At 59.5% G+C, this 21,602-nt stretch carries 23 protein-coding genes; 11 read left to right on the top strand and 12 right to left on the bottom strand.

The genetic code is table 11. The features are described from left to right. Positions 1-53: 53 nt before the first annotated feature. The gene (locus BUC24_RS10630) at positions 54-1,571 is read right to left on the bottom strand and encodes a peptide MFS transporter (RefSeq protein WP_073215418.1); all 1,518 of its coding nucleotides are present in this window, start codon (positions 1,569-1,571) and stop codon (positions 54-56) included. A 257-nt stretch (positions 1,572-1,828) separates the two neighbouring features. Here BUC24_RS10630 and ppnN point away from each other — a divergent pair, with 257 nt between their 5' ends. Continuing rightward, entirely contained in the window at positions 1,829-3,199 is a 1,371-nt protein-coding gene (ppnN, locus tag BUC24_RS10625; protein ID WP_073215415.1) for a nucleotide 5'-monophosphate nucleosidase PpnN, read from the top strand. A gap of 3 nt (positions 3,200-3,202) precedes the next feature. On the opposite strand, the gene sigJ is transcribed toward ppnN, so the two are convergent. Then, positions 3,203-4,090, bottom strand: a complete 888-nt coding sequence (sigJ, locus tag BUC24_RS10620; RefSeq protein ID WP_073215412.1) for an RNA polymerase sigma factor SigJ — start codon at positions 4,088-4,090, stop codon at positions 3,203-3,205. 97 nt (positions 4,091-4,187) lie between these two features. Here sigJ and BUC24_RS10615 point away from each other — a divergent pair, with 97 nt between their 5' ends. Beyond that, positions 4,188-4,628, top strand: a complete 441-nt coding sequence (locus tag BUC24_RS10615) for a carboxymuconolactone decarboxylase family protein (protein WP_143167487.1) — start codon at positions 4,188-4,190, stop codon at positions 4,626-4,628. 6 nt (positions 4,629-4,634) lie between these two features. Here BUC24_RS10615 and BUC24_RS10610 read toward each other — a convergent pair whose 3' ends face one another. The 5 genes from BUC24_RS10610 to prfB all read right to left on the bottom strand — a co-directional run bounded on the left by BUC24_RS10610 (position 4,635) and on the right by prfB (position 9,752). Then, a complete protein-coding gene (locus BUC24_RS10610) occupies positions 4,635-5,726 on the bottom strand; it encodes a catalase family protein (protein ID WP_073215406.1) in 1,092 nt (363 codons plus the stop codon). A gap of 95 nt (positions 5,727-5,821) precedes the next feature. Further along, the gene (locus tag BUC24_RS10605) at positions 5,822-6,367 is read right to left on the bottom strand and encodes a nuclear transport factor 2 family protein (protein WP_073215403.1); all 546 of its coding nucleotides are present in this window, start codon (positions 6,365-6,367) and stop codon (positions 5,822-5,824) included. Positions 6,368-6,424: 57 nt separating this feature from the next. Continuing rightward, entirely contained in the window at positions 6,425-7,957 is a 1,533-nt protein-coding gene (gene lysS / locus BUC24_RS10600; RefSeq protein WP_073215401.1) for a lysine--tRNA ligase, read from the bottom strand. Between the two features lie 27 nt (positions 7,958-7,984). Continuing rightward, the gene (locus BUC24_RS10595; protein ID WP_073215398.1) at positions 7,985-8,644 is read right to left on the bottom strand and encodes an HAD family hydrolase; all 660 of its coding nucleotides are present in this window, start codon (positions 8,642-8,644) and stop codon (positions 7,985-7,987) included. 3 nt (positions 8,645-8,647) lie between these two features. Continuing rightward, positions 8,648-9,752, bottom strand: a protein-coding gene (prfB, locus tag BUC24_RS10590; RefSeq protein ID WP_143167486.1) for a peptide chain release factor 2 whose coding sequence is annotated in 2 segments (ribosomal slippage) — positions 8,648-9,670 and positions 9,672-9,752 — 1,104 coding nt in all. Because the reading frame shifts where the segments join, the coding sequence is not laid out codon by codon here. A 260-nt stretch (positions 9,753-10,012) separates the two neighbouring features. Here prfB and BUC24_RS10580 point away from each other — a divergent pair. Both BUC24_RS10580 and BUC24_RS10575 read left to right on the top strand, forming a co-directional pair. Further along, positions 10,013-12,004 (top strand): bifunctional 2',3'-cyclic-nucleotide 2'-phosphodiesterase/3'-nucleotidase, encoded by a 1,992-nt coding sequence (locus tag BUC24_RS10580; protein ID WP_073215388.1) that lies wholly within the window; start codon positions 10,013-10,015, stop codon positions 12,002-12,004. Then, positions 12,001-12,465, top strand: coding sequence for a tetratricopeptide repeat protein (locus BUC24_RS10575; protein ID WP_073215383.1), 465 nt, complete (start codon positions 12,001-12,003; stop codon positions 12,463-12,465). Before BUC24_RS10580 ends, BUC24_RS10575 begins: the two co-directional genes overlap by 4 nt. Here the strand turns inward: BUC24_RS10575 and BUC24_RS10570 are convergent. Next, entirely contained in the window at positions 12,453-12,983 is a 531-nt protein-coding gene (locus BUC24_RS10570; protein ID WP_267873483.1) for a GNAT family N-acetyltransferase, read from the bottom strand. The two genes, BUC24_RS10575 and BUC24_RS10570, sit on opposite strands and share 13 nt — an antisense overlap. A 168-nt stretch (positions 12,984-13,151) precedes the next feature. On the opposite strand from BUC24_RS10570, the gene BUC24_RS10565 reads away from it, so the two are divergent. The 5 genes from BUC24_RS10565 (at position 13,152) to prfH (ending at position 18,081) form a co-directional block, all read left to right on the top strand. Then, positions 13,152-13,958: an SPFH domain-containing protein gene (locus tag BUC24_RS10565; RefSeq protein ID WP_073215378.1), complete on the top strand. Its 807-nt coding sequence runs from the start codon at positions 13,152-13,154 to the stop codon at positions 13,956-13,958. 36 nt (positions 13,959-13,994) lie between these two features. Continuing rightward, the gene (locus BUC24_RS10560; protein WP_073215375.1) at positions 13,995-15,545 is read left to right on the top strand and encodes a helicase HerA-like C-terminal domain-containing protein; all 1,551 of its coding nucleotides are present in this window, start codon (positions 13,995-13,997) and stop codon (positions 15,543-15,545) included. A 48-nt stretch (positions 15,546-15,593) separates the two neighbouring features. Then, positions 15,594-16,025 (top strand): hypothetical protein, encoded by a 432-nt coding sequence (locus BUC24_RS10555; RefSeq protein WP_073215372.1) that lies wholly within the window; start codon positions 15,594-15,596, stop codon positions 16,023-16,025. A 230-nt stretch (positions 16,026-16,255) separates the two neighbouring features. Further along, positions 16,256-17,449, top strand: coding sequence for an RNA ligase RtcB family protein (locus BUC24_RS10550; RefSeq protein ID WP_073215369.1), 1,194 nt, complete (start codon positions 16,256-16,258; stop codon positions 17,447-17,449). Further along, positions 17,449-18,081, top strand: a complete 633-nt coding sequence (gene prfH, locus BUC24_RS10545) for a peptide chain release factor H (RefSeq protein WP_073215366.1) — start codon at positions 17,449-17,451, stop codon at positions 18,079-18,081. The genes BUC24_RS10550 and prfH overlap by 1 nt, the downstream gene beginning before the upstream one ends. Positions 18,082-18,090: 9 nt before the next feature. Here prfH and BUC24_RS10540 read toward each other — a convergent pair whose 3' ends face one another. Then, positions 18,091-18,780, bottom strand: a complete 690-nt coding sequence (locus BUC24_RS10540; protein ID WP_073215363.1) for a sigma-70 family RNA polymerase sigma factor — start codon at positions 18,778-18,780, stop codon at positions 18,091-18,093. 148 nt (positions 18,781-18,928) lie between these two features. Here BUC24_RS10540 and clpP point away from each other — a divergent pair, with 148 nt between their 5' ends. Next, entirely contained in the window at positions 18,929-19,543 is a 615-nt protein-coding gene (gene clpP / locus BUC24_RS10535) for an ATP-dependent Clp endopeptidase proteolytic subunit ClpP (RefSeq protein WP_073215360.1), read from the top strand. Between the two features lie 56 nt (positions 19,544-19,599). Further along, complete coding sequence (locus BUC24_RS10530) at positions 19,600-20,067, top strand: GNAT family N-acetyltransferase (RefSeq protein WP_073215357.1); 468 nt, start codon at positions 19,600-19,602, stop codon at positions 20,065-20,067. Here the strand turns inward: BUC24_RS10530 and BUC24_RS10525 are convergent. The 3 genes from BUC24_RS10525 to BUC24_RS10515 are packed head-to-tail and all read right to left on the bottom strand — an operon-like array spanning position 20,064 to position 21,523. Beyond that, complete coding sequence (locus BUC24_RS10525; protein WP_073215354.1) at positions 20,064-20,384, bottom strand: DUF2288 domain-containing protein; 321 nt, start codon at positions 20,382-20,384, stop codon at positions 20,064-20,066. The two genes, BUC24_RS10530 and BUC24_RS10525, sit on opposite strands and share 4 nt — an antisense overlap. Before the next feature lie 15 nt (positions 20,385-20,399). After that, complete coding sequence (locus tag BUC24_RS10520) at positions 20,400-21,083, bottom strand: RES family NAD+ phosphorylase (RefSeq protein WP_073215351.1); 684 nt, start codon at positions 21,081-21,083, stop codon at positions 20,400-20,402. Between the two features lie 2 nt (positions 21,084-21,085). Next, a complete protein-coding gene (locus BUC24_RS10515; protein WP_018058492.1) occupies positions 21,086-21,523 on the bottom strand; it encodes an MbcA/ParS/Xre antitoxin family protein in 438 nt (145 codons plus the stop codon). Between the last annotated feature and the right edge of the window lie 79 nt (positions 21,524-21,602).

Genomic DNA, 21,602 nt, shown 5'->3' with positions numbered 1-21,602 from the left:
AGGATGTAAAAACGGCGGCCAAGCGGCCGCCGTTCGTTTTGTTGCGTCGGATGTTACTTAACGCCGTGCATCAGTTTTTGGATCAACGGTGCCAGCAGGAACAGGATCACGCCGCCAATCATCAGCGACCAGAAGCCGAAGGTGTAGCCGGACAAAGCGGAGCCGATCGACATGCCGGAGTCGCCCGACACATGGCTGGCAAAGATGCCCGACAGGTTGTTGCCGATACCGGTAGACAGGAACCAGCCACCCATGCCCAGGCCAACCAGACGGGTCGGGGCCAGCTTGGTGACCATCGACAGGCCGATAGGCGACAGGCACAGCTCGCCGATCGACTGGATCCAATACACAGCGAACAGGGTCCAGAACGGGATCTTGTTGATGGTTGGGTCAACCAGGAACGTCAGGGCGTACATCAGCAGGCCGAAAGCGAGGCCGTTGAACAGGATGCCCAGGCCGAATTTGCGTGGAATCGAAGGATTCACGTTCCTTTTGCCCATGGCAACCCACACCCAGGCGATGATCGGTGCGCAGGCGATGATGGCGACCGAGTTCACGCTCTGGAACCAGGCGGTCGGGAACACATCCATGCCCAGCGCGCCGGTACGGTCGACCACTTTTTCGGCCAGGAAGGTGAACGAGCTGCCTGCCTGTTCGAAGAACATCCAGAACAGGATGTTGAAGGCGAAGATGATCATCATGGCGATCGTCTTGTCGCGTGACACCGCGCCTTCTTTGATGCCTTCGACCATCAGCATCGCGGCCAGGATCAGGAACAGGATCGTCAGCACGATCTGCAAATTGCCGGCGCCTGCCTTGAGCAGGAAATACATGACCGGAATGACCAGCAGGCCGCCGATGACAACCATGACCATGCGCATCGGGTTCTTGGCTTCGCCTTCCGGCGCGCCAATGCCTTTCAGGCTGGCGCGGCCGATGTAGAACCACACCAGGCTGATCAGCATACCGATGCCGGCTGCGAAGAACACGACCTTGTAGGCCGGGGTGTCGCCGACGTTGAAGACTTTCTGAGCCAAAATCTGGGTGAAGATCGGGGCCAGAAATGCGCCCGAATTGATACCCATGTAGAAAATGGTGAAGCCGGAATCGCGACGGGTGTCGTTCAATGCATACAGCTTGCCGACCATGGTCGAAATGTTCGGTTTGAACAGGCCGTTACCCACGATGATCGTCGCCAGGCCCAGCTTGAAGATGTCTTCATTGGGTACAGTGATCATGAACAGGCCGGCGGCCATGAAAATGGCGCCGATCAGAATCGAGCGCTGGTAGCCGATGACGCGGTCGGCCACATAACCGCCGAAGACGGCGCCGGCATACACCAGCGCGAGGTAGGAACCGTAAGTCAGGTTGGCGGATTGCTCGCCAGCTGAATTACCGCCGTAGAACTGGGTCACGATGTACAGGACGAGCGCCCAACGAATGCCGTAGAAAGCGAATCGCTCCCAGAATTCGGTCATGAACAGCATCCACAGGGGGCTAGGGTGCCCCATGATCTGCTTAAACTCGGGAATGACGACTTCCTTGTTCGGTGTTGAAGTGGTACCGCTCATCCGGTATCTCCTGGATTATGGTTATGGGGATGGATTGTTATTATGAAGACCAGAACTTGTGGCCCCGGCGCTCCAATAGGGCTGCATTCTAATGTAAATCGGTCATGCCCAGCCACTTTTTGCAAAGTGTGCTAGATGCGCGTGTAAATGCGCTGTCACATGCACAATATAAACTCCGCCACGCACTGTCTTGACTTGTCGTATATTGGCATTGCAGACTAGATTGAACTTTAGGAACCACACAAGGAATGCGCACTATGGAACACGACGTTGTCGATACCCTGATTTCCCCGGAAGGCCAGCTGGAAGTACTCTCCAAAGCGGAAGTCTTCAAACTCCTCGACACCAGCCAGGGCGGCCTGTACCAGATTTTCCGTAACTGCGCGCTTGCCGTGCTTAACTGCGGCAGCTCCATCGATGATGGCAAGGAGCTGCTGGAACGCTACAAATCGTTTGAAATCAGCATCGTTCAGCGCGAACGCGGCATCAAATTGGAAATAAAAGGCGCACCTGCGATCGCTTTTGTCGATGGCAAGATGATCAAGGGCATCCACGAGCACCTGTTTGCCGTGTTGCGTGACATTGTGTTCATCAGCAGCGAAGTCAATGACAACCCCAAGTTCGACATGACGCGCACCGAAGGCATCACCGATTCGGTCTTCCATATTCTGCGCAATGCGAACGTGCTGCAGCCGCAGCGCAACCCGAATCTGGTGGTGTGCTGGGGCGGCCACTCGATTAACCGGGTCGAATATAACTATTCGAAGGAAGTGGGCTACCAGATGGGCTTGCGCGACCTGGATATTTGTACCGGTTGCGGCCCGGGCGCAATGAAGGGACCAATGAAGGGCGCCACCATTGGCCATGCCAAGCAACGCCTGGCGCGCGGGCGCTATCTGGGCATTTCCGAGCCGGGCATTATTGCGGCGGAGTCGCCCAACCCGATTGTCAATGATCTGGTCATCATGCCCGATATCGAAAAGCGCCTGGAAGCGTTTGTCCGCACCGGTCACGGGATTATCGTGTTCCCGGGCGGCGCAGGCACGGCCGAGGAGATTCTCTACATCCTGGGCATCCTGCTCCATCCGGATAACGCCGACATGCCGTATCCGCTGATTTTCACGGGCCCTGAAACAGCGCGCGATTACTTCATCCAGATTAATCAGTTTATCGCCGATACCCTGGGCGAGGAAGCGCAAAAGCGCTACAAGATCATCATCGACGATCCCGAAATGGTGGCGCGCGAGATGCAGCAGGGGATCAAGCAGGTGCGCGAATTCCGCAAGTCGCGCAGCGATGCGTATTATTTCAACTGGCTGCTCAAGATCGACGAAGAATTCCAGCGCCCGTTCAAGCCCACCCACGAAAACATGCGCAACCTGAGCCTGCACAAGAATCAGGAGAAGCATCTGCTCGCTGCCAACTTGCGGCGCGCGTTCTCGGGTGTGGTGGCCGGTAACGTCAAGGACGAGGGCATTCGCGCCATCGAAAAATTCGGTCACTTCGAAATCCACGGCGATCCGGCCGTGATGGGGCCGATGGACGCACTGCTGTCATCGTTCGTGGCGCAAAGCCGCATGAAGCTGCCTGGTAAAACCTATACGCCTTGCTACAAGGTGATCCAGTAAGCCTTATGCGAACGCGGTCCCGGCAAGCGCTAGCTTGTCGGGATTGCGTACGATGTAGATGGCGCTGATGCGCGCACCCTCGAAGGCAAACGACATCACGGTGTCGGCCTTGCCGTTGACTGTGCCCAGCAATCCCGGCAAGCCATTGATGGTCGCGCTTTCAAAGGCGATCTGCGGGTGGCGTTCGGCAAAACTGGCGTAGAAGCGCGCAATTTTATCCGCACCCACCACCACGCGCATCGTCGCCAGCACCTTGCCCCCACCGTCGCCGGAGAAGATGGCGTCGCCCGTGAACAGGCTGGCCATCAGGGCGCGGTCGCCACTACGCATGGCCTGGGCAAAGCGGCCCAGCACATCCAGATGCACCGCAGGGTCTACCGCAAAACGCTGTTTGTCGGTCTGGGCCCGTTCGCGCGCGCGGTGCAGCAGCTGGCGGCAGGCCGCTTCGTTCTTGCCCATGATGGCGGCAATGTCCACATAATCAAAGTCAAATACGTCATGCAGCAGGAAGACTGCGCGTTCTTCTGGTCCTAGCCGCTCGAGCATCAGCATAAAGGCGGTCGATACATCACCGAGCAGTTCCAGCCGCATTTCAGGGGAGTCGGCTTCGTGGGTGATCAGCGGCTCCGGCAGCCACGGGCCGATGTAATCTTCGCGTTCCTGCTTCAAGCCACGCAGACGGTCGATGCACAGCCGGGTGACGATGGTGACCAGCCAGGCATCGACGCTGGCCAGATTGGGCGGGGCTTCGCCGCCGCTCCAGCGCAGCCAGGCTTCCTGCACCATGTCGTCGGCATCGGCGCGCGACCCGAGCATGCGGTAGGCAATGCCGAACATGCGCGGGCGCATGCGTTGAAACTCGGTCAGCGCACTTGTCGAAGTATTTTTCATTGTTTTTTGCCTTGGCTGTCACAAGAGGAGCGGCCGTTTCGTCTAATCCATGTAAGACGAATAAAAGCAAACTGTAAACCACTTTGAAAAAGGACGCATCATGGAACGCCTCAATTTTTATACCGCCTCGCCGAAAGCCATCAAGGCATGGATGGCACTTGAGACCTATCTCGCGGAGTCGAGCATCGAGAAGCCCCTGGCCGAACTGGTGCGCTTGCGCAGCTCGCAGTTGAACGGCTGCGCCTTCTGTGTCGACATGCATGCGGCAGATGCACGCAAGGATGGCGAGACTGAGCGCCGTCTGTATGCGGTGAGCGTGTGGCGCGATACACCATTTTTTACCGAACGCGAACGCGCGGCCCTGGCATGGACCGAGCAGATGACGGGCATCGCACAGCAGCACCCGCACGACGCCGATTTCGAGGCGCTCAAGGCACACTTCAGCGCACAGGAAATGGTGGATCTGACCGTGCTGATCTCCACCATCAACGGCTGGAACCGTCTTGCCATCGGCTTTGGCAAGATGCCGGCGCTGTAACTGGCGTCAGCGTGGTACCTGGCTGATGTCGTCAATTTCAATGCGCGGCTGGGCGTTCATGTGGTGCCGGAATACCGATGAAGCCTCGTAGGCCTTGATGCGCGCCCGCATGATCGACCCCAGCGGTCGGTGTTCGTCTATGCAGTGCCACGGGTTGAATGACAGAATGTCGTCAGCGAACACGCGCCGCGCCGGGCTGTATGCCTCTTGCGGCGGGATCGTCAGGCGCGCCACTGGCTGATACGGCGACAGATCCTGCGGCCAGTCGATGGATGCGTCTTCAATCGGCATCTTGTCGGTGCCCGTGCACAGCTGCGCGCGCAGCTCGTACTCGGCGCCCTGGTGGCGGAAGAAGTCGACCACCAGATCACGCAGGGCGGAGTCGCCGGCGTCGTTGTCGATAAGCTGACCTGTCAGTGCGCGTACGTTGGCCGACAGCGGCGCGGCGCACAGCTTGGCCACGTAGTCGCCATAGCGCACTGCCGCCATGCTGAAGAAGGTCTCGCCCAGGATGTGGGTGTTGGGCGCGCCGACAGTATCGATGGTCGGGTTTTCGATACCAAAGGCGTGCAGCGCCTTGCTGCCGCCGCGCGCCAGCGCCGCAAAAATGCGCTTGGTGGTGTCCGAATCGTCCATGTGCTTTTCCAGCAGCTTCTGGGTTTGCAGGTAGGCTGCGGCGTGTCCAAAGGCGATGACGGGATGGTTCACCAGTAGCAGGTCCTGCGTGCTGGCCTGCTGCCGTTCAGGTAGAAACTGGTGGCCCTGCACGCCCAGCATTTTGATTGCCATGCCGCGCGGGGAGGGCACTTTGTCGCTGTGTACATCGCCAGGCGCGGTCGACAGGCGCAGTACCACGGGGTAGGTGGCGGGGCGCGCAAACACACCCTGGGCCAGATGCGCAGGCAGTTGGTCGTAGATGGTCACTTCGCCCACCAGCACACCGTGGCTCTTGGCATGGGCATCGCGCGTGGCGTGGCGGTGCTTGTCGAACACGCGTTCATTCACCCGCATCATGGAGGCGACCACGGCGTCAATGATGGCGTCTTCGTTTTCCTGCTTTTGCTCCAGCGCGTCGTGGTAGCGAATGTACTCGGTCATGCGGTCCCCTTTACCTTGTTCGTGGTATTGCATCGGAGACAACAGTCTAGCGCGCGCCCTAGTGCGTTCGTTAGAGGACGCGGTCTAAAGACCGGTTATTTTCGTGACCGCTGGGGTGGGGCTGCGGGATTGAACTCCATCGACCAGATGACCGCGTTGATCTTCCAGCCGTCCTTGTCGCGCACCATTTGCCAGGATTGCTTGCCCCAGTTGGACTTGTAGCCGTTCTCGATGAAGGTGTAGTCGAACCAGACCTGGGCCACATCGCCGTCAGTGTCGATCTTGACCTTGTCGTTCGTCTGTTCGACGGGCAGTGGGTTGTTGACGATCCCGTCGATGAATTTTTTTGGATTGCTTGAGGTGTACAGCTTGGCGCCATCCGGTGCGCTGGCGTTGCGCTTGTTGGCGTTTTCCCATTCGAGGCTCTGGTCGGTGGTCACGCCAATAAAAGGTACTGCGCCGCCGAAAAACAGCTTGAGAAAGGTGTCACGGTCCTTCTTGATGATGGCGTTGCGATAGCTGTCGACGATTTGCAGAATACGTTCCCGGTCCTCCGTGGCGGTGGCCGGGGCCGCAAGGGCCGCGGGCAGCAGTGCGCTCAGTGCGGAGAAAATCAGTGCGCTGGCCAGTAAGTTTTTCATGCGGTCCCTGTCAATATGCGATACAAAAAAAAGGGCTCCCTCAGGAGCCCTTTTATCTTACTCTTCGCGGCGCAAGTGCGGGAAGAGGATCACGTCGCGGATGTTTGGCGAGTCGGTGATCAACATCATCAGGCGGTCGATGCCGATGCCGCAACCGCCGGCTGGTGGCATGCCGTATTCCAGCGCACGGATGTAGTCGGCGTCGTAGAACATGGCTTCTTCGTCGCCTGCGTCTTTGGCTGCAACCTGCGCCAGGAAGCGGGCTGACTGGTCTTCGGCGTCGTTCAGCTCCGAGAAGCCGTTGGCGATTTCGCGGCCCACCATGAACAGTTCGAAGCGTTCGGTGATGCCGGCGGTGGTATCAGAGGCGCGCGCCAGTGGCGACACTTCGGCCGGGTAGTCGATGATGAAGGTCGGCTCCCACAGCTGCGCTTCGGCGGTTTCTTCGAACAGCGACAGCTGCAGTGCGCCCAGGCCGGAAGTCGAGAATGGCTTGACGCCGAACTTGAGCAGTTCAGCCGTCAGGAAAGCCATGTCGTGCAGCTGTTCATGGGTGTAATGCGGCGCGAACTTGTTGATCGCCTGGACGATGGTCATGCGGTGGAATGGCTTGGACAAGTCCAGCTCGCGCCCGCCATAGGTCAGCACTGCGGTGCCGTGCGCATCGACTGCGGCCTGGCGAATGACTTCTTCGGTAAAGTTCATGATCCACTGGTAGTCGGTGTAGGCCGCATAGAACTCCATCATGGTGAATTCCGGATTGTGGCGCGGCGAGACACCCTCGTTGCGGAAATTGCGGTTCACTTCGAACACGCGGTCAAAGCCGCCCACCACCAGGCGCTTGAGGTACAGCTCGGGAGCGATACGCAGGAACATTTCCATGTCCAGCGCGTTGTGGTGGGTGATGAAAGGTTTGGCCGCGGCGCCACCAGGAATGGTATGCAGCATCGGCGTTTCCACTTCCATGAAGTCGTGCTTTTCCATGAAGCGGCGGATCGAAGACATGGCGGCGGTACGGGCCTTGAAGGTGCGGCGCGTCTCTTCGCTCATGATCATGTCGACATAGCGCTGGCGGTACTTGGTCTCCTGGTCGGCCAAGCCGTGGAATTTGTCTGGCAGCGGACGCAGCGACTTGGTGATCAGGCGCAGTTGCGCGACCTTGACGGTCAGTTCGCCGGTCTTGGTCTTGAACAGCGTGCCTTCGACACCCAGAATGTCGCCCAGGTCGTAGGTGCGCAACGCTTCCATGGCCGCTTCGCCGGTGGCGTCGAGCGTGACGTAAATCTGGATGCGGCCGTCGGCGCGCGGGCCGGACGAATCCTGCAGCACCGCAAACACCGCTTTTTTGCCCGCTTCGCGGTGCAGCATCATGCGGCCAGCCATGACCACCGACACGACGTTCTCTTCGAGTTCCTCGCGCGTTTTCTCGCCATATTGCGCCACCAGATCGGCCGCCTTGTGCTGCGGGCGGAAGTCGTTCGGGAAAGCGATGCCTTTTTCGCGGATGGCAGCGAGTTTGACGCGGCGCTCGGCGATGATCTTGTTTTCGTCGGCTGGAGCAGCGGCTTGGTCTAGGTTATCCGTAGTCATGATGGGTGTCGTTCGGTTTTTGTTGGGTTATGCAGGGAACAGTTCGTCGATCGTCAGCTGCGAAAAATCGCTGGCGATATGAATCACGTTGTCGAATTCGGCAAAGGCGGTGGCGGGCAGGGTGGTCGTCAGCACCACGCAGCGCATGCCTGCGCGACGCGCCGCTTCCACGCCCAGCGGCGCGTCTTCAAACACGATGCAATGCTCGGGCGCGACGCCGCAGCGTTCGGCCGCCAGCAGGAATACGTCTGGATGCGGCTTGCCGCGCGCAACATCGGCGGCACCGACGACATGGTCGAAATGGCGGCGCAGGTCCAGCCCGTCCAGCGTGAACGTGATGTTTGCGTTGGGCGCGGCCGTGGCCACGGCCAGCGCCACGCCGCGCAGCTTGGCTTGTGCAACCAAGTCGTCGAAACCGTCCACCGTTTTGCGGTGCGGTTCGTACAGCTCGCGGTAGACCGATTCCTTTTCCAGGTTCAGGGCATGGACTTCTTCGTCCGGCAGCTCGTCGCCGAGATGCGAACGGATGATCTCCTTGCCCTGGCGGCCTGCGGTGGTGCGAAAGAATTCGTCGGCATCAATCGCCTTGCCGCGGCGCTGGAAGAACGTGATCCAGGATGCCGTGTGAAAGGACATGTTGTCGACGATCGTGCCGTCCATGTCAAAGATGAATGCGCGCTTGGTCATCGCTTACACACCTTGCTTCAGCGAGGCCGAGATGAAGTCGTCCAGGTCGCCGTCCAGCACGCCCTTGGTATTGCCGGTCTCGAAGTTGGTACGCAAGTCCTTGATGCGCGACTGGTCCAGCACATAGGAGCGGATCTGGTGGCCCCAGCCCACGTCGGTCTTGGAGTCTTCCAGCTTCTGCTGCTCGCTCATGCGCTTGCGCAGTTCGTGCTCGTACAGCTTGGCCTTGAGCATTTCCATCGCTTCGGCGCGGTTGCGGTGCTGGCTGCGGTCGTTCTGGCACTGGACCACAATCCCGGTCGGCGCGTGCGTCATGCGCACTGCGGAATCGGTCTTGTTGATGTGCTGACCACCGGCGCCGGACGCGCGGTAGGTGTCGACGCGGATGTCGGCAGGATTGACGTCGATCTCGATCGAGTCGTCCACTTCCGGGTACACGAACAGGCTGGTGAACGAAGTGTGGCGGCCGTTGGCCGAGTCGAACGGCGACTTGCGCACCAGGCGGTGTACGCCGGTTTCAGTGCGCAGGTGGCCATAGGCGTATTCGCCTTCGACCTTCAGGGTCGCGGTCTTGATGCCGGCAACCTCGCCGTCGGACTGTTCCATGATATCGACCTTGAAGCCCTTGCGTTCGCAGTAGCGCACATACTGACGCAGCAGCATCGAGGCCCAGTCCTGGGCTTCGGTACCGCCGGCGCCAGCCTGGATGTCGATGAAGCAGTTGTTGGCGTCGAGCTGGCCGCTGAACATGCGGCGGAATTCCATGCCTTCGATGACGCCCTTGATGGTGTCGGCGTCGGCCACGACCGCTTCGAGCGTGTCGCCATCGTTTTCTTCGCGCGCCATGGCAAACAGGTCGTTGGCGTCGGTCAGGTCGTTGGCGGCCTTGATCAGGGTGTGGACGACCGCTTCCAGCGCTTTTTTCTCTTTGCCGAGATCTTGTGCGCGCTTCGGATCGTTCCAGACGGTTGGATCTTCTAGTTCTTCGTTGACCTGTTCGAGCTTCTCTGACTTTTTATCGAAGTCAAAGATACCTCCGAAGTTCGGCCTGACGTTCGGTCAGGTCGTTGAGCAGGGCGGACAGTGCGTTGATGCGTTCGGCTTCCATGGCGTTCCGGTCTTCTTGAATTGGTTAAATCGAACCTTCGATTATACCCCAGCGGCGCTGGAGTGAGAGTGCGGGGTTTGAAGGATGGCCCGTGCCCCTGAAACATCGTCCTCGCGAAGGCGGGGACCTATAGCATGTCCCCGAAGTTGCTTAACTTGCCATGGGTCGCGAGGCGTCGCACCGCCGCCTTCGCGAGGACGATGTAGTGGGGAGTGCTGACCTGGGATATGATCAGCGCACCGAATCTCACATCCCTGACTATGCGTTATCAATTTTGCATTTCCCTCGCTGCGCTGCTGTGCGCCCAAGCCAGTGCGGTCACCCCAGGTTCCACCGCCGTGGTGGCCCTGCTCGAAACCACCGACGTCCACTCGAATGTCCTCGGCTACGACTACTTCCGCCTCGCGCCCGACCCGTCGCTGGGTCTGGACCGAACCGCCACCTTGATCGCCGAGGCGCGCAAGCAGTACCCGAACAATCTGCTGTTTGACAATGGCGACACCATTCAGGGCACGGCATTGGCCGACTACGAGGCGCTGGTCAAGCCGCTTGGCTGCGACAAGACCCTGGCGGTCTATAAAGCCATGAACGCGCTGGGCTTTGACGGCGGCGGCATCGGCAACCACGAATTCAATTACGGCCTGGCCTATTTGTCGCAGGTGACGGGTAATCGCTTCGATGTCGCCGGCGTCGATCCAACCAAGCCGCGCTGCGCCGGACCGAGCTTCCCGCAGGTGCTGTCAAACGTATACAGCATCAAATCGAAACAGCCCCTGTTTGCGCCTTACCGCATCATCGACAAGCAGATCGCCGTGACCGGCGCCGATGGCAAGCCGGCCACCATGACACTCAAAGTCGGCATCATCGGCTTTACGCCGCCCACCATCCTGGCCTGGGACAAGCGCTGGCTGGACGGCAAGGTCTATACCGAAGGTTTGCGCGAAAGCGCGAACAAATTCATTCCCGAGATGCGGGCCAAGGGCGCCGATTTGATCGTCGCCATTTCGCACGGCGGGCTCGATGACAGCGCCTATTCACCCACCATGGAAAACGGGAACTGGCATCTGGCCAAGGTGCCAGGCATTGACGCGATGCTGATCGGCCACTCGCACGACGTGTTCCCCAACGCCGCCAGCAAAACGGCCCAATTCAATTTACCCGGTGTGGACAAAGCCAAGGGCCTGGTGAATGGCGTGCCGACGGTGATGGCGAATATGTTCGGCAAACACCTGGGCGTGATTGGTTTGCACCTCACGCACGATGGCGAACGCTGGGTCGTCGACAAGAGCCGGACCACTGTCGAGGCGCGCGCGGCAAAGCTCGATGATAAAACGTATGTGGCAGCGGATGCCTCCATCGCGGCGCTGGTCGCGCAAGAACATGAGGCAACCATCGCGTACGTCAAAACGCCCGTGGGCGAGACCAAATTCCGGATGTCGTCGTACTTTGCAGAGGTGGGCGACGTTTCCGCCCTGGCCGTGGTGAATGCCGCGCAGGCCGATTATGTGCGCCGCGCCGTCAAGGCAGGGCTGCCCAAGTATGCCAGGCTGCCGGTGCTGTCAATGGCGTCGCCTTTCAAGACCGGCTTTGCCGGCGCCGCCGACTTTACCGATGTGGCGGCGGGACCAATGGCGCTCAATAACGCGGCGGGCTTGTATCTGTATCCGAATACGCTGTATGCGGTCAAGGTCGATGGCGCGCAGTTAAAAGCCTGGCTGGAACGCTCCGCCACCCGCTTCAACACCATCGATCCGGCCAAAAGCGAAGCCCAGGAACTGATCAACCCGTCCTACCCGGCCTTCAACTTTGATATGCCCACATCGAGCGACATCAGTTTCGAGATCGACCTGACCCGCCCCGTGGGCGAACGCATCACTCACCTGGCTTATCGTGGCAAGCCTGTGCGGGACGACGCTGCCTTCCTGGTCGCCACTAATAATTACCGCGCCAGTGGTGGCGGCAATTTCCCTGGCCTCGATGGCAGCAAGACTGTCATTGCGGCGCCGGATACCAACCGCGATGTGCTGATCGCCTACATTCGCAAGACCAAGTCGCTCACGCGCGAGGCGTTTGGCCGTCAGCGCACCTGGCGCTTTGCCAAAGTGCGCACCGCTGGACCAGTGGTGTTTCGCTCGGCACCGGATGTGCTGCCACTGGCGCGCGACGCGGGACTGGACAACGTCTCGCTGCTGCGCGCCGATGACGGCCAGGGCAAGGGCTTTTCTCTGTATCAGATCGATCTGTCCAAGTGAAAGCCGGCTGGATTTCCGCCGCCTTGCTTGGCCTGGCGCTGAGCCAGGCCGTGGCGCGGCCGCTGGAGCCGGGTGATCTCCCCGCCGTGCGCGCGGCAGCGGCCACAGGGTCTGCCGCGGCGCGGTTTGATCTTGGACGCATGACGCGGCAGGGCATTGGCGTGGCGCGCGATCCTGTCAAGGCTTGCGCGCTGATTGCATCGGCGGCCGAAGCAGGCCATCCCGAGGCCATGTTCACGCTCCATTACATGCTGGCCGCAGGGGAGGGGTGCGCCAGAGACGAGGCGCAGGCGCGCGGCTGGCTCGAACGCGCGGCCGAGCGCGAACATCCCGAGGCGCTGCAGCAGCTTGCCCAATACCTGCAGTACGGCACGCTAGGGTATGCGCCCGATCCGGCCCGCAGTGCGCATCTGATGGCGGTGCTGGCGCACGCGATGAAGCACCATCCTCACGCCGATTGAAGCAGGGCGTTGGCGTCCTGGCGCAACAGGCTGTAGATGAAGTGGTCGATGAACACACCGTTATTGAGTTCGGCCTGGCGCAGCATGCCTTCCCAGGTGAAGCCAAGCCGCTTTGCCACGCGCTGGCTGGCCAGGTTGTCGGCCGCGCAGCGCAGTTCGATCCGGTTCAGGTCCAGCCGCCGGAAGCAGTAAGCCAGTACGGCGCGTGCCGACTTGGTCGCCAGTCCGCCACCCTGCTGGCCTGCGCCGATGTAGTAGGCGATGGCGGCTTTGCGGTTGTGCGGTTCAAATTGGTGGATGCGGACAGCGCCACAGAGCTGGTCGCCAGAAAAAATATGCCATTCGCATAATTCGTCTTTTGCGGCACTGTCGATCGCTTGGCGAAGGTGGTGTTGGGCTGCTTCCGGCGTGTTCAAGGTGCAAAGCCGGGGCATGTAGGTCTTCAGATGCGCTTGATTCTCTTGGACCAGGGTGGACAAGGCGTTGGCATGGCTGAGTGAGACAGGAACAAGCGCGATGTCTGGCGATATACGCAGCGTTTCAGTGTTCAGAATTACTCCAAAAATGGCAGTTGACGATCAAATGTGGTGTCGGGGCAAGCCGTCTTTACATTTACACAGTATATAGGTAATGTTGCCTTCTAGAAGCGCGCTTGTGCGCGCAAAAATTTCACTTGAAAGCGAAAAATGAAGAAATTGATTCCAGTGGTGGCGGTTGCGATGTGTGTTGGTCTGGCCACCTCCGGCTGCACCATTGTTGAAACCGGCGAAGTCGGCCTGCGCGTCAATTTTGATAAAACGATAGAAGGCACGGAGCTGGTGGCCGGCAGTTTCAATCAAACCGTGATCGGCAAGGTGCTCACCTTCCCGATCAAGGATGTCAGCGTCGATGTGCGCGATTTGAACCCGCTGGCCTCGGACAATTCAACCATGAAGGATTTTGATATCAGCGTGGTCTATAACATCGTGCCTTCGGCCGTATCTGACCTGTATATCAACAAGAGCCGCTCCTTCCATATGGTGGACAACTCCGGCGATATCTATCTGATGCACCAGTATATTTACCAGACCGCGCGCAATGCCGTGTACAAGACCGCCCGCAAATACGAGGCCTTGAACATGAACGATAACCGCGCCCAGATCGAAGAAGAAATCCAGAGCAGCATGAGCAAGACCCTGGCCGACGAAAAACTGAACGGCGTGATCATTTCGCAGGTACGGGTATTCAGCATGGTGCCAAGCGATGCTGTCAAAGCCAGTGCCGATAATCTGGTACGCGCCAAAAACGAGGAAAAAACCAAGGAAGTCGAAGTCCAGATCGCCAAGAAAGAGGCAGAGCGGATTTCCGCGCTGAATGCCAACGCCGGCGCCATCAGCTACATGCAGGCGCAGGCCCAGATGAAGATCGCCGAAGGCATCGCCGAGGGCAAGGTCCACACGGTGGTGATTCCCTATGACTTCAAGGGAATGGTGAACGTGGGCGGGCCAAAGTAAGCTACACTTTCCTGTCTCTATATTAAGGTTACCGCCATGTCCGTTTCACTGCCGATCGCAAAAAACATGAACGCCAAGCCGGCGCTGTCCCTGGAGATGTTGTCGAGCCTGGTCAACCGGCACGGCTGCATCACCGGCGCGACCGGGACCGGCAAGACGGTGACCTTGCAGACCATCGCGCAATCGCTGTCCAATATCGGCGTGCCGGTTTTCATGGCGGACGTGAAGGGCGATTTGTCCGGCATGGCCAAGGCCGGCGCGGCGTCGGAGAAAATGAAGACGCGCCTGCAGGCGCTTGAGCTTGATGAGCCTGCCTGGGCCGCTTGCCCGGTCACGTTCTGGGATGTATTTGGCGAGCAGGGCCATCCGGTGCGGGCAACCGTGTCCGATCTGGGGCCCTTGCTGCTCTCGCGCATGTTGAACTTGAATGATACCCAGGAAGGTGTGCTGCAACTGGTGTTCAAGATCGCCGATGACAATGGCCTGCTGTTACTGGACACCAAGGATTTGCGCGCCATGCTGCAAAACGTGGGCGACAATGCAGCCGATTACCGCACCACGTACGGCAATATTTCTGCGGCCAGCATTGGGGCGATCCAGCGCGGCCTGCTGGCCATTGAAGAGCAGGGCGGCGACAAATTCTTTGGCGAACCCATGCTCAATATCGATGACCTGCTGCAGACCGATGCGCGTGGCAAGGGTATCGTCAATATCCTGGCGGCAGACAAGTTGATGATGGCGCCCGCCATGTATTCAGTCTTCCTGCTGTGGCTGCTGTCCGAGTTGTTCGAGAACTTGCCCGAGGTAGGCGACCTGGAAAAGCCGAAGGTGGTGTTTTTCTTCGACGAAGCGCACTTGCTGTTCACGGACGCGCCCAAGCAGTTACTGCAAAAGATAGAGCAAGTGGTGCGCTTGATTCGCTCCAAGGGTGTGGGCGTGTTCTTTATTACCCAGAATCCGCTCGACATTCCCGATACCGTGCTGGGTCAGCTGGGCAACCGCGTCCAGCATGCGCTGCGCGCCTATACACCGCGCGATCAGAAGGCCGTCAAGGCGGCTGCCGAAACGTTCCGCCCCAATCCCGCGATCGATACGGCGCAGGTAATTACCGAGCTGGGCGTGGGTGAGGCGCTAGTGTCCTTCCTGGATGAAAAGGGTAGGCCGAATATGGTTGAACGTGCCTTTATCTTGCCACCTGCATCTCAAATTGGTCCGATCGATGCGGCCGCCCGCGAGACGGCGCTGGCGCAATCGGTGGTAGCGGGCGTGTACGAAAAAACCGTCGACCGCGAGTCCGCTTACGAAATTATTTCGCGCCGCACAGCTGCAACGGCAGCGACCGAGAAAGAGGCGCAGATCCGCGCTGAAGTGCCCAAGCGGGCGCCGGCATCGCAACCAGCGCCAGCACCCGCGGATTCGGGCGGCTTTGGTGGCATGATTGGCGGGCTGGGCGATTTGTTTGGCAGCAGCAGCAAACGCCAGACGCCCATGGAAGCAATGGTCAAGTCGGCCGCGCGCAGCATTGGTTCGACCGTGGGGCGCGAGATTATTCGCGGCGTGCTCGGTTCCATTCTGAAACGGCGTTAAACGCCCGCAGCAGCCGTTGCGTTTCTTTTCTTATCTTTGAAAGTCACCATGCTTGTTCGCCTGATCCTGTCTCTGACGCTGGCGTTGCCGACGCTCCTACTTGCAACGCACAGCGCCGCCGCCGAGCCAGGCTGGTTTCCGGTGAACATGCAACTCGGCTGTGTTCCCTTGCAAGATCTTTACGATAATTATCCCGATTTCAAAGGGGTGAAATCACCGTCCGGCGTGGTGGCGATTCTGCAAAAGAATGGTAGCGAGGTAAAGGCGCAGCCCTTTGCCGACATGTACGACTCCGAGGAATATCGGACCGCACATCCGAACGGCGCCGCCAGCGAGACACCGCAAGAACAGGCGATACGCAAGCTGTTCACCAAATCGAACGCGATCATGGTCACATGGAAGCGCGGCAGTGTGGAGGACGGATTGCTGTTTTACACGGAAGCGCTGTGCAAGACGGTCTATCGCAAAACGCCGAGTTGATTCGTGTATTTTTTGCTTGTCATCTGAATAAAAATAAATTACTATCCCCGACCTCAGCAAGCCAACCCACTTTAACGAAAGGAGTCACCATGAAAGTTACTACGTCCAACACTCCTTTTCTGGGTCTGGCTGGTCACGTCCTGCACTAATCGTTAGCGCTTTCAGGACGAGTTCCTCGTCCGCGCGCCGCCACGCCCAATCCCTCGTTTCATCTTTTGGATTGGCATCACATGGGCAATTTTGTTCAAATTATTTCTGATCGCGTTGCGATCATCGCGTCGGCACGCCTCTGGCTCGAAGACGCTGCTGTACAACAACTGAAAACCACGTCGCAATTGCCTGGCATGGCGCGCGTGGTGGGCTTGCCCGATCTGCATCCGGGTCGGGGCTACCCGGTCGGCGCGGCATTTTTCTCGACTGGCCGCTTCTATCCCGCGCTGGTTGGCAATGATATCGGCTGCGGCATGGCCTTGTGGCAAACCGATATCCTCGCCAGCAAGGCAAAGCTCGACAAGCTCGACAAGCAGATCGGCAATCTCGACCGCATCATGGATGAGGATGAGTGGGCGCTGCTGACAGCGCGCGATCCGCTGTTAGTACAGCGCAAAGCAACGCTGACGGCCGCGCTGGCGGACGCCGGTCTTGATACCTCGCATCTGCGTTCGCTTGGCACCATTGGGGGCGGTAATCACTTTGCCGAACTGCAGGTGGTCGATCAGGTCGAATGCGCCGATACGGTGGCGCAAACAGCAATCGAACCGAAGCGCTTGCAGTTGCTCGTGCACAGCGGTTCCCGTGGCCTGGGGCAAGCGGTACTGCGTTACCATGTCGATCAATTCAGTCATGCAGGCCTGGCTGATGGTACGGCGGACGCGCTGGCCTACCTGGCGCAACACGATGCGGCTGTTCAGTTCGCCGAACTGAATCGCCGGGTGATTGCGGCACGGATTTGCCAGCGTTTGCGTTGCGGGGCGGTTCCCGTGCTTGAGGTCAATCACAACACGGTTGTACCCGCGCAAGTCGATAGTGCGAAGGGCTGGCTGCACCGCAAGGGGGCCACACCAAGTGATCTGGGCCCGGTCATGTTGCCAGGTTCGCGCGACGACTACAGCTACTTGCTTGCACCAGTCGCCAACGCTGGCGCATTGAGCCTGCATTCGCTGGCGCACGGCGCCGGGCGAAAATGGCAGCGCACCGATTGCAAGGGGCGTCTGGAGCGCATTGCCACGCCGGCGCAATTGAGCCGCACCTCAATGGGTGGGCGCGTGATCTGCAACGATCGGGGTTTGATCTACGAGGAGGCGCCGCAGGCGTACAAGACTGTCGACAGCGTTCTCGATTGCCTGGTCGGGGCGGGACTGGCGCGGGTGGTCGCTCGCAGCAAGCCGGTGCTGACCTACAAGACGCGTGGGGAGTGCTGCTAATGATCTGGTTGCAAATTACGGCCAATACAGGTCCCATCGAGTGCTGTCTCGGCGTACACAAGGCCCTGAGGGTGATTCATGCCGAGGCCGCACGGGACGGGGTCAGCGTTCGCCTGATCGAAGAAATCGACGGACCGGTGTCGGGCACATTGCGCTCGGTGTTGCTGGAGCTGGAAGATCCTGCTTCAGGCAATGCGGACCGTCTTCTGGCCGAGCGCTGGTGCGGCAGTTTGCTATGGGTATGCGAAAGCCCCTATCGCACTTTGCACAAGCGCAAAAACTGGTTCCTCGCGGGGAGCGCGTTTGTGCCGCCGGACGCCGACGCCGGGCTGGGCGAGATCCGCTACGAAGCGACCCGTGCTTCCGGGCCTGGCGGACAGCACGTCAACAAGACCGATAGTGCCATTCGCGCCACGCATGTGGGCAGTGGCTTGTCCGTTAAAGTGCAAAGCGAGCGCAGTCAGCATGCGAACAAACGTCTCGCTGCGCGCCTGCTGGCAAGCAAGCTGGCGGATTTGGCAAACGCGGCGGTGGCACAGGGCAAGTCTGACCGGCGCCTGCGTCACACGCAGGCCGAGCGGGGCAATGCCACGCGGGTCTTTGTCGGGCCCCGCTTCGTGGAGCGGCCTTAGCGTGCCTGCCTACGCTGCCAGTGCGAGGTGGAAATGGCTGTCGTTGGCGCAGGTATCGCGCTGGCGATGGCGCGGCACGTCGCATACGGAGACAGGCTGTTCGCCAGCAAGCAGGGTAACCATGGCAGGTACATCCATGCTGTTAATGGCTGCCTGAAAGTGGCGGATCCGCTCGCGTGACATTTTTTCCTCGTGCGTCAGACTGTCTCTGTTGTCCAGGAGCCGTCTGCGTGCGCGGGCAAGATGCTGGCGTGCATTGACGGTGGACGTGCCCAGGGCTGCTGCGATATCGGCGTGGCTGCAGTCAAAGGCTTCGTGCAGTACCAACGCCATTTGCTCGGCGCGTGACAGGCATGCCGTTATATGTGCCAGCGCTTGACCGAGAGTGTCACGGCGCAGCAGTTCGTCCTCGGGTGCGGCGGGTGGCGTTTGCCCGATCAGCTCAGTAGCGGTGTGCGCGGAGGCATCATCGCGCGCACGCGTACGCAGACGGTCGATGGACTGGTGCTGTACCACGGTGGTGAGCCAGGCTGCCGGCGTGGCCAGCAAAGCCTGGTTGGTCCGGTGCCACTTCAGGAAACAATCCTGCACCACATCCTCAGCCTCGGCCTGGCTGCCCAGGATGCGGCAGCTGATGGCAATCAGGCGCGGACGCATCTGCGCGAATAGCGCAGTGCCAGAATCGGGACTTGCTTGCATTGTCGATCTCCTTGCAGGGTGCTGGTGCCACTTGACGCTTGTCATCGTCACTATGTGACACATAAATTATTTATTTTTTTCTGTCACATGGGATATCAGCAGGGACGTCAAGCGGTCAGTAATTCAACTTTACCGCAAAAGGACGACGATGACTGTAATTCATCCCATGGCACTGGGGCTGGTGCCCACCGTGATCGAGCAAACCGGGCGCGGCGAGCGTGCCTTCGATATTTATTCCAGGCTGCTGAAGGAGCGGGTGATTTTTCTGGTGGGGGAGGTGACCGAGCAATCAGCCAATCTGATTGTCGCCCAGCTGCTGTTTCTGGAGTCCGACGATCCGAACAAGGATATTTCGCTGTATATCAATTCGCCAGGTGGCTCGGTGTATGCCGGCATGGCCGTGTATGACACCATGCAGTTCATTCAACCCGATGTGTCGACGCTGTGCACAGGATTTGCTGCCAGTATGGGCTCGTTTCTGCTGGCTGCCGGGGCCATTGGCAAACGGTATGCCTTGCCCAATGCCAGAATCATGATTCACCAGCCCCACGGCGGTTCGCAAGGCGTCGCGGCCGATATCGAGATTCAGGCGCGTGAAGTGCTGTACCAGCGCCATCGTCTCAATACCATTCTGGCCGAAAGGACGGGGCAAACGCTGGCGCAAATTGAAAAGGATTCGGACCGCGACAACTACATGTCGGCCAGCCAGGGTGCGGAGTATGGTTTGATTGACCGGGTGTTGACGTCGCGTCAGGCGGCCTGATGGTGGCGGGAATCCGAAACCACCTTATACTGCCGGTTCTCCACCTTGGAATTGCAATGTCGCCAGCTCAAACACCATCTTTTCGCCGCGCGCTGCCCAGCGATATTCCCGCAATGTCCGCCATTCGCCTGGCAGTGAAGGAAAATGTGCTGTCCGACCCCACCCGCGTCACGACCCGCATGTACGAGGACTATCTGGATTTACTGGGCCGCGGCTGGGTGGCAGAAATCGACGGGGCCATCGTTGGATTTTCGTATGCCAACAGCACCGATGCCTCGATCTGGGCCTTGTTCATCGCGCCCGCGTTCGAAGGTCGCGGCCTTGCCCGGCGCTTGCTGGCACTGGCCGTGAGCTGGTTGTTCGAGCAGGGCCAGCCTGCGGTACGCTTGAGTACCGGCGCCAGGACACGGGCAGCGCAGTTTTATGCGCTGCAAGGCTGGACTGTCGAGCGGGAGGACGAAAAAGATACTTACTTTATCCTGCGCCAGTCCGACTGGCAAAGCGGGCAGCGCGCTGCCGCTTAATGCACGTTTTTCTTTTCGGGCTGCACCAGCACGAAGGGACTGACCACCGAGGTCCATAGCGCAGCGTCCGATTCGGTCCAGGTCTGCGCCTGGATGTCGGATACCTTGCCGATTTTGCCCTCTGCCATCCACTTGGCGATATTGTCCTTGTCGTCGTGCGAAATGCGTACGGCTACATCGACCAGATCGAGTTCCTCACTGACGTAAATCACGGTGCCCTGGGCAAAATGGCGCTGCAGTTCAGACCACGGCAGACGGGCGGTTTCACGGTTGACCTTGATGCGCAGGTCGGTATCGTTTTCGGGTTTGGTTTTCATGCTGGGACTGTTGCTTTAAATGGTTTCAATCACGGGCGTAGGGGAGCCGGACCAGGTCAGGCGATACGCTTGCCCTTTACGGACATTGCCGACCAGGGCAGGGCGGAAGCAGGCCAGGCAATTGCCGGCCGGGCGCCGTACACTGGGGTAAATCACACCCATCGAGCCACTGTCGAGCAAGTCGTTGGCCAGCTGCTGCGACTCGATGTAGCTGGTTGGATCGAGGCAGCCTTCGTAGGCTTCGATGCCGCGGATATCGTGGAAGATGCTGGTGAAGTCGGCCAGCATGGCCTGATAGGTGACGCTGTCGTCGAAACGGTCGATTTCCATGTATTCCACCGTCTTGTGGAACGTGATTTCGGCCAGCGAGGTTTCGACTTCGAAAGCGCAATACCAGGCGCCGCGTTCGCCGTCATTGAAGCGGCTGCCTTCCGGGCGCGGGTAGGTATAGGCCGCATTGATGATACGGAAATTCGGTACGCCAAAGACCAGTTCGTCCACGCCGATGCCGGGCAGCCCGCCGTACTCGCCGCGCAGGCGTTCACTGGTGGCATTGTCGAGCGTGAACAAGTCGCGCAGCACGGCGTCGCTGTCGGCCAGTGGGGCCAGGACAGAATCTTCAACGTCGGCAAAGCGGGACGGGATCAGGCGGCAGGTATCGAACTGGCGCAGTGTGGTGAGTTTGGGAACGACGGGCAAGATTAAAGACCTCCGCGTCGGGCATCCAGCAATTTCCGGACCATTTGCATGGCCAGCAAGCCGCCGGCCAGCATTTGCGACAGCGGCGTACGGCCGCCAAACACCGGGTTTTTATTCGGGAGGGTGATCCATTCGTCGGCGAGCTTGTCGCCGTAAAGGATGTGCAGGCACTTGTAGATGCCCAATAAATACGATATACGTGTGATGCGGTCGACTTCGAGCACGCGGTCCGGGTTTTTTTTCCACTCGTAGAACGTGGAGGAGGACAGGCCGCCGAGCAATTCGCGCGCGTCTTCGTCGCGCAGCTTCCAGGCGGCGACCAGCTTGAAAAAGCCGATCAGGGCAGACTTGGAAAGCCGTTCGCGCTCGGCACGGGCATTCAGGTCCACCAGTACGGCGGGTTCGAAACGGCTTTTTGGGTAGGCGTAGGCCAGGTTCATGGTGCGATACCTCCGGTTATGGAACCTTTATACTCCAAATCCGGTTTCAGTGCAAGCGCGCGCCGATTTCGGAGCGTTT

Source organism: Massilia sp. CF038 (genome assembly GCF_900129765.1).
Lineage (GTDB): Bacteria > Pseudomonadota > Gammaproteobacteria > Burkholderiales > Burkholderiaceae_D > Telluria_A.
Note: the sequence above shows the minus strand (reverse complement) of the source record. Positions and strands in the feature narration are given on the sequence as shown.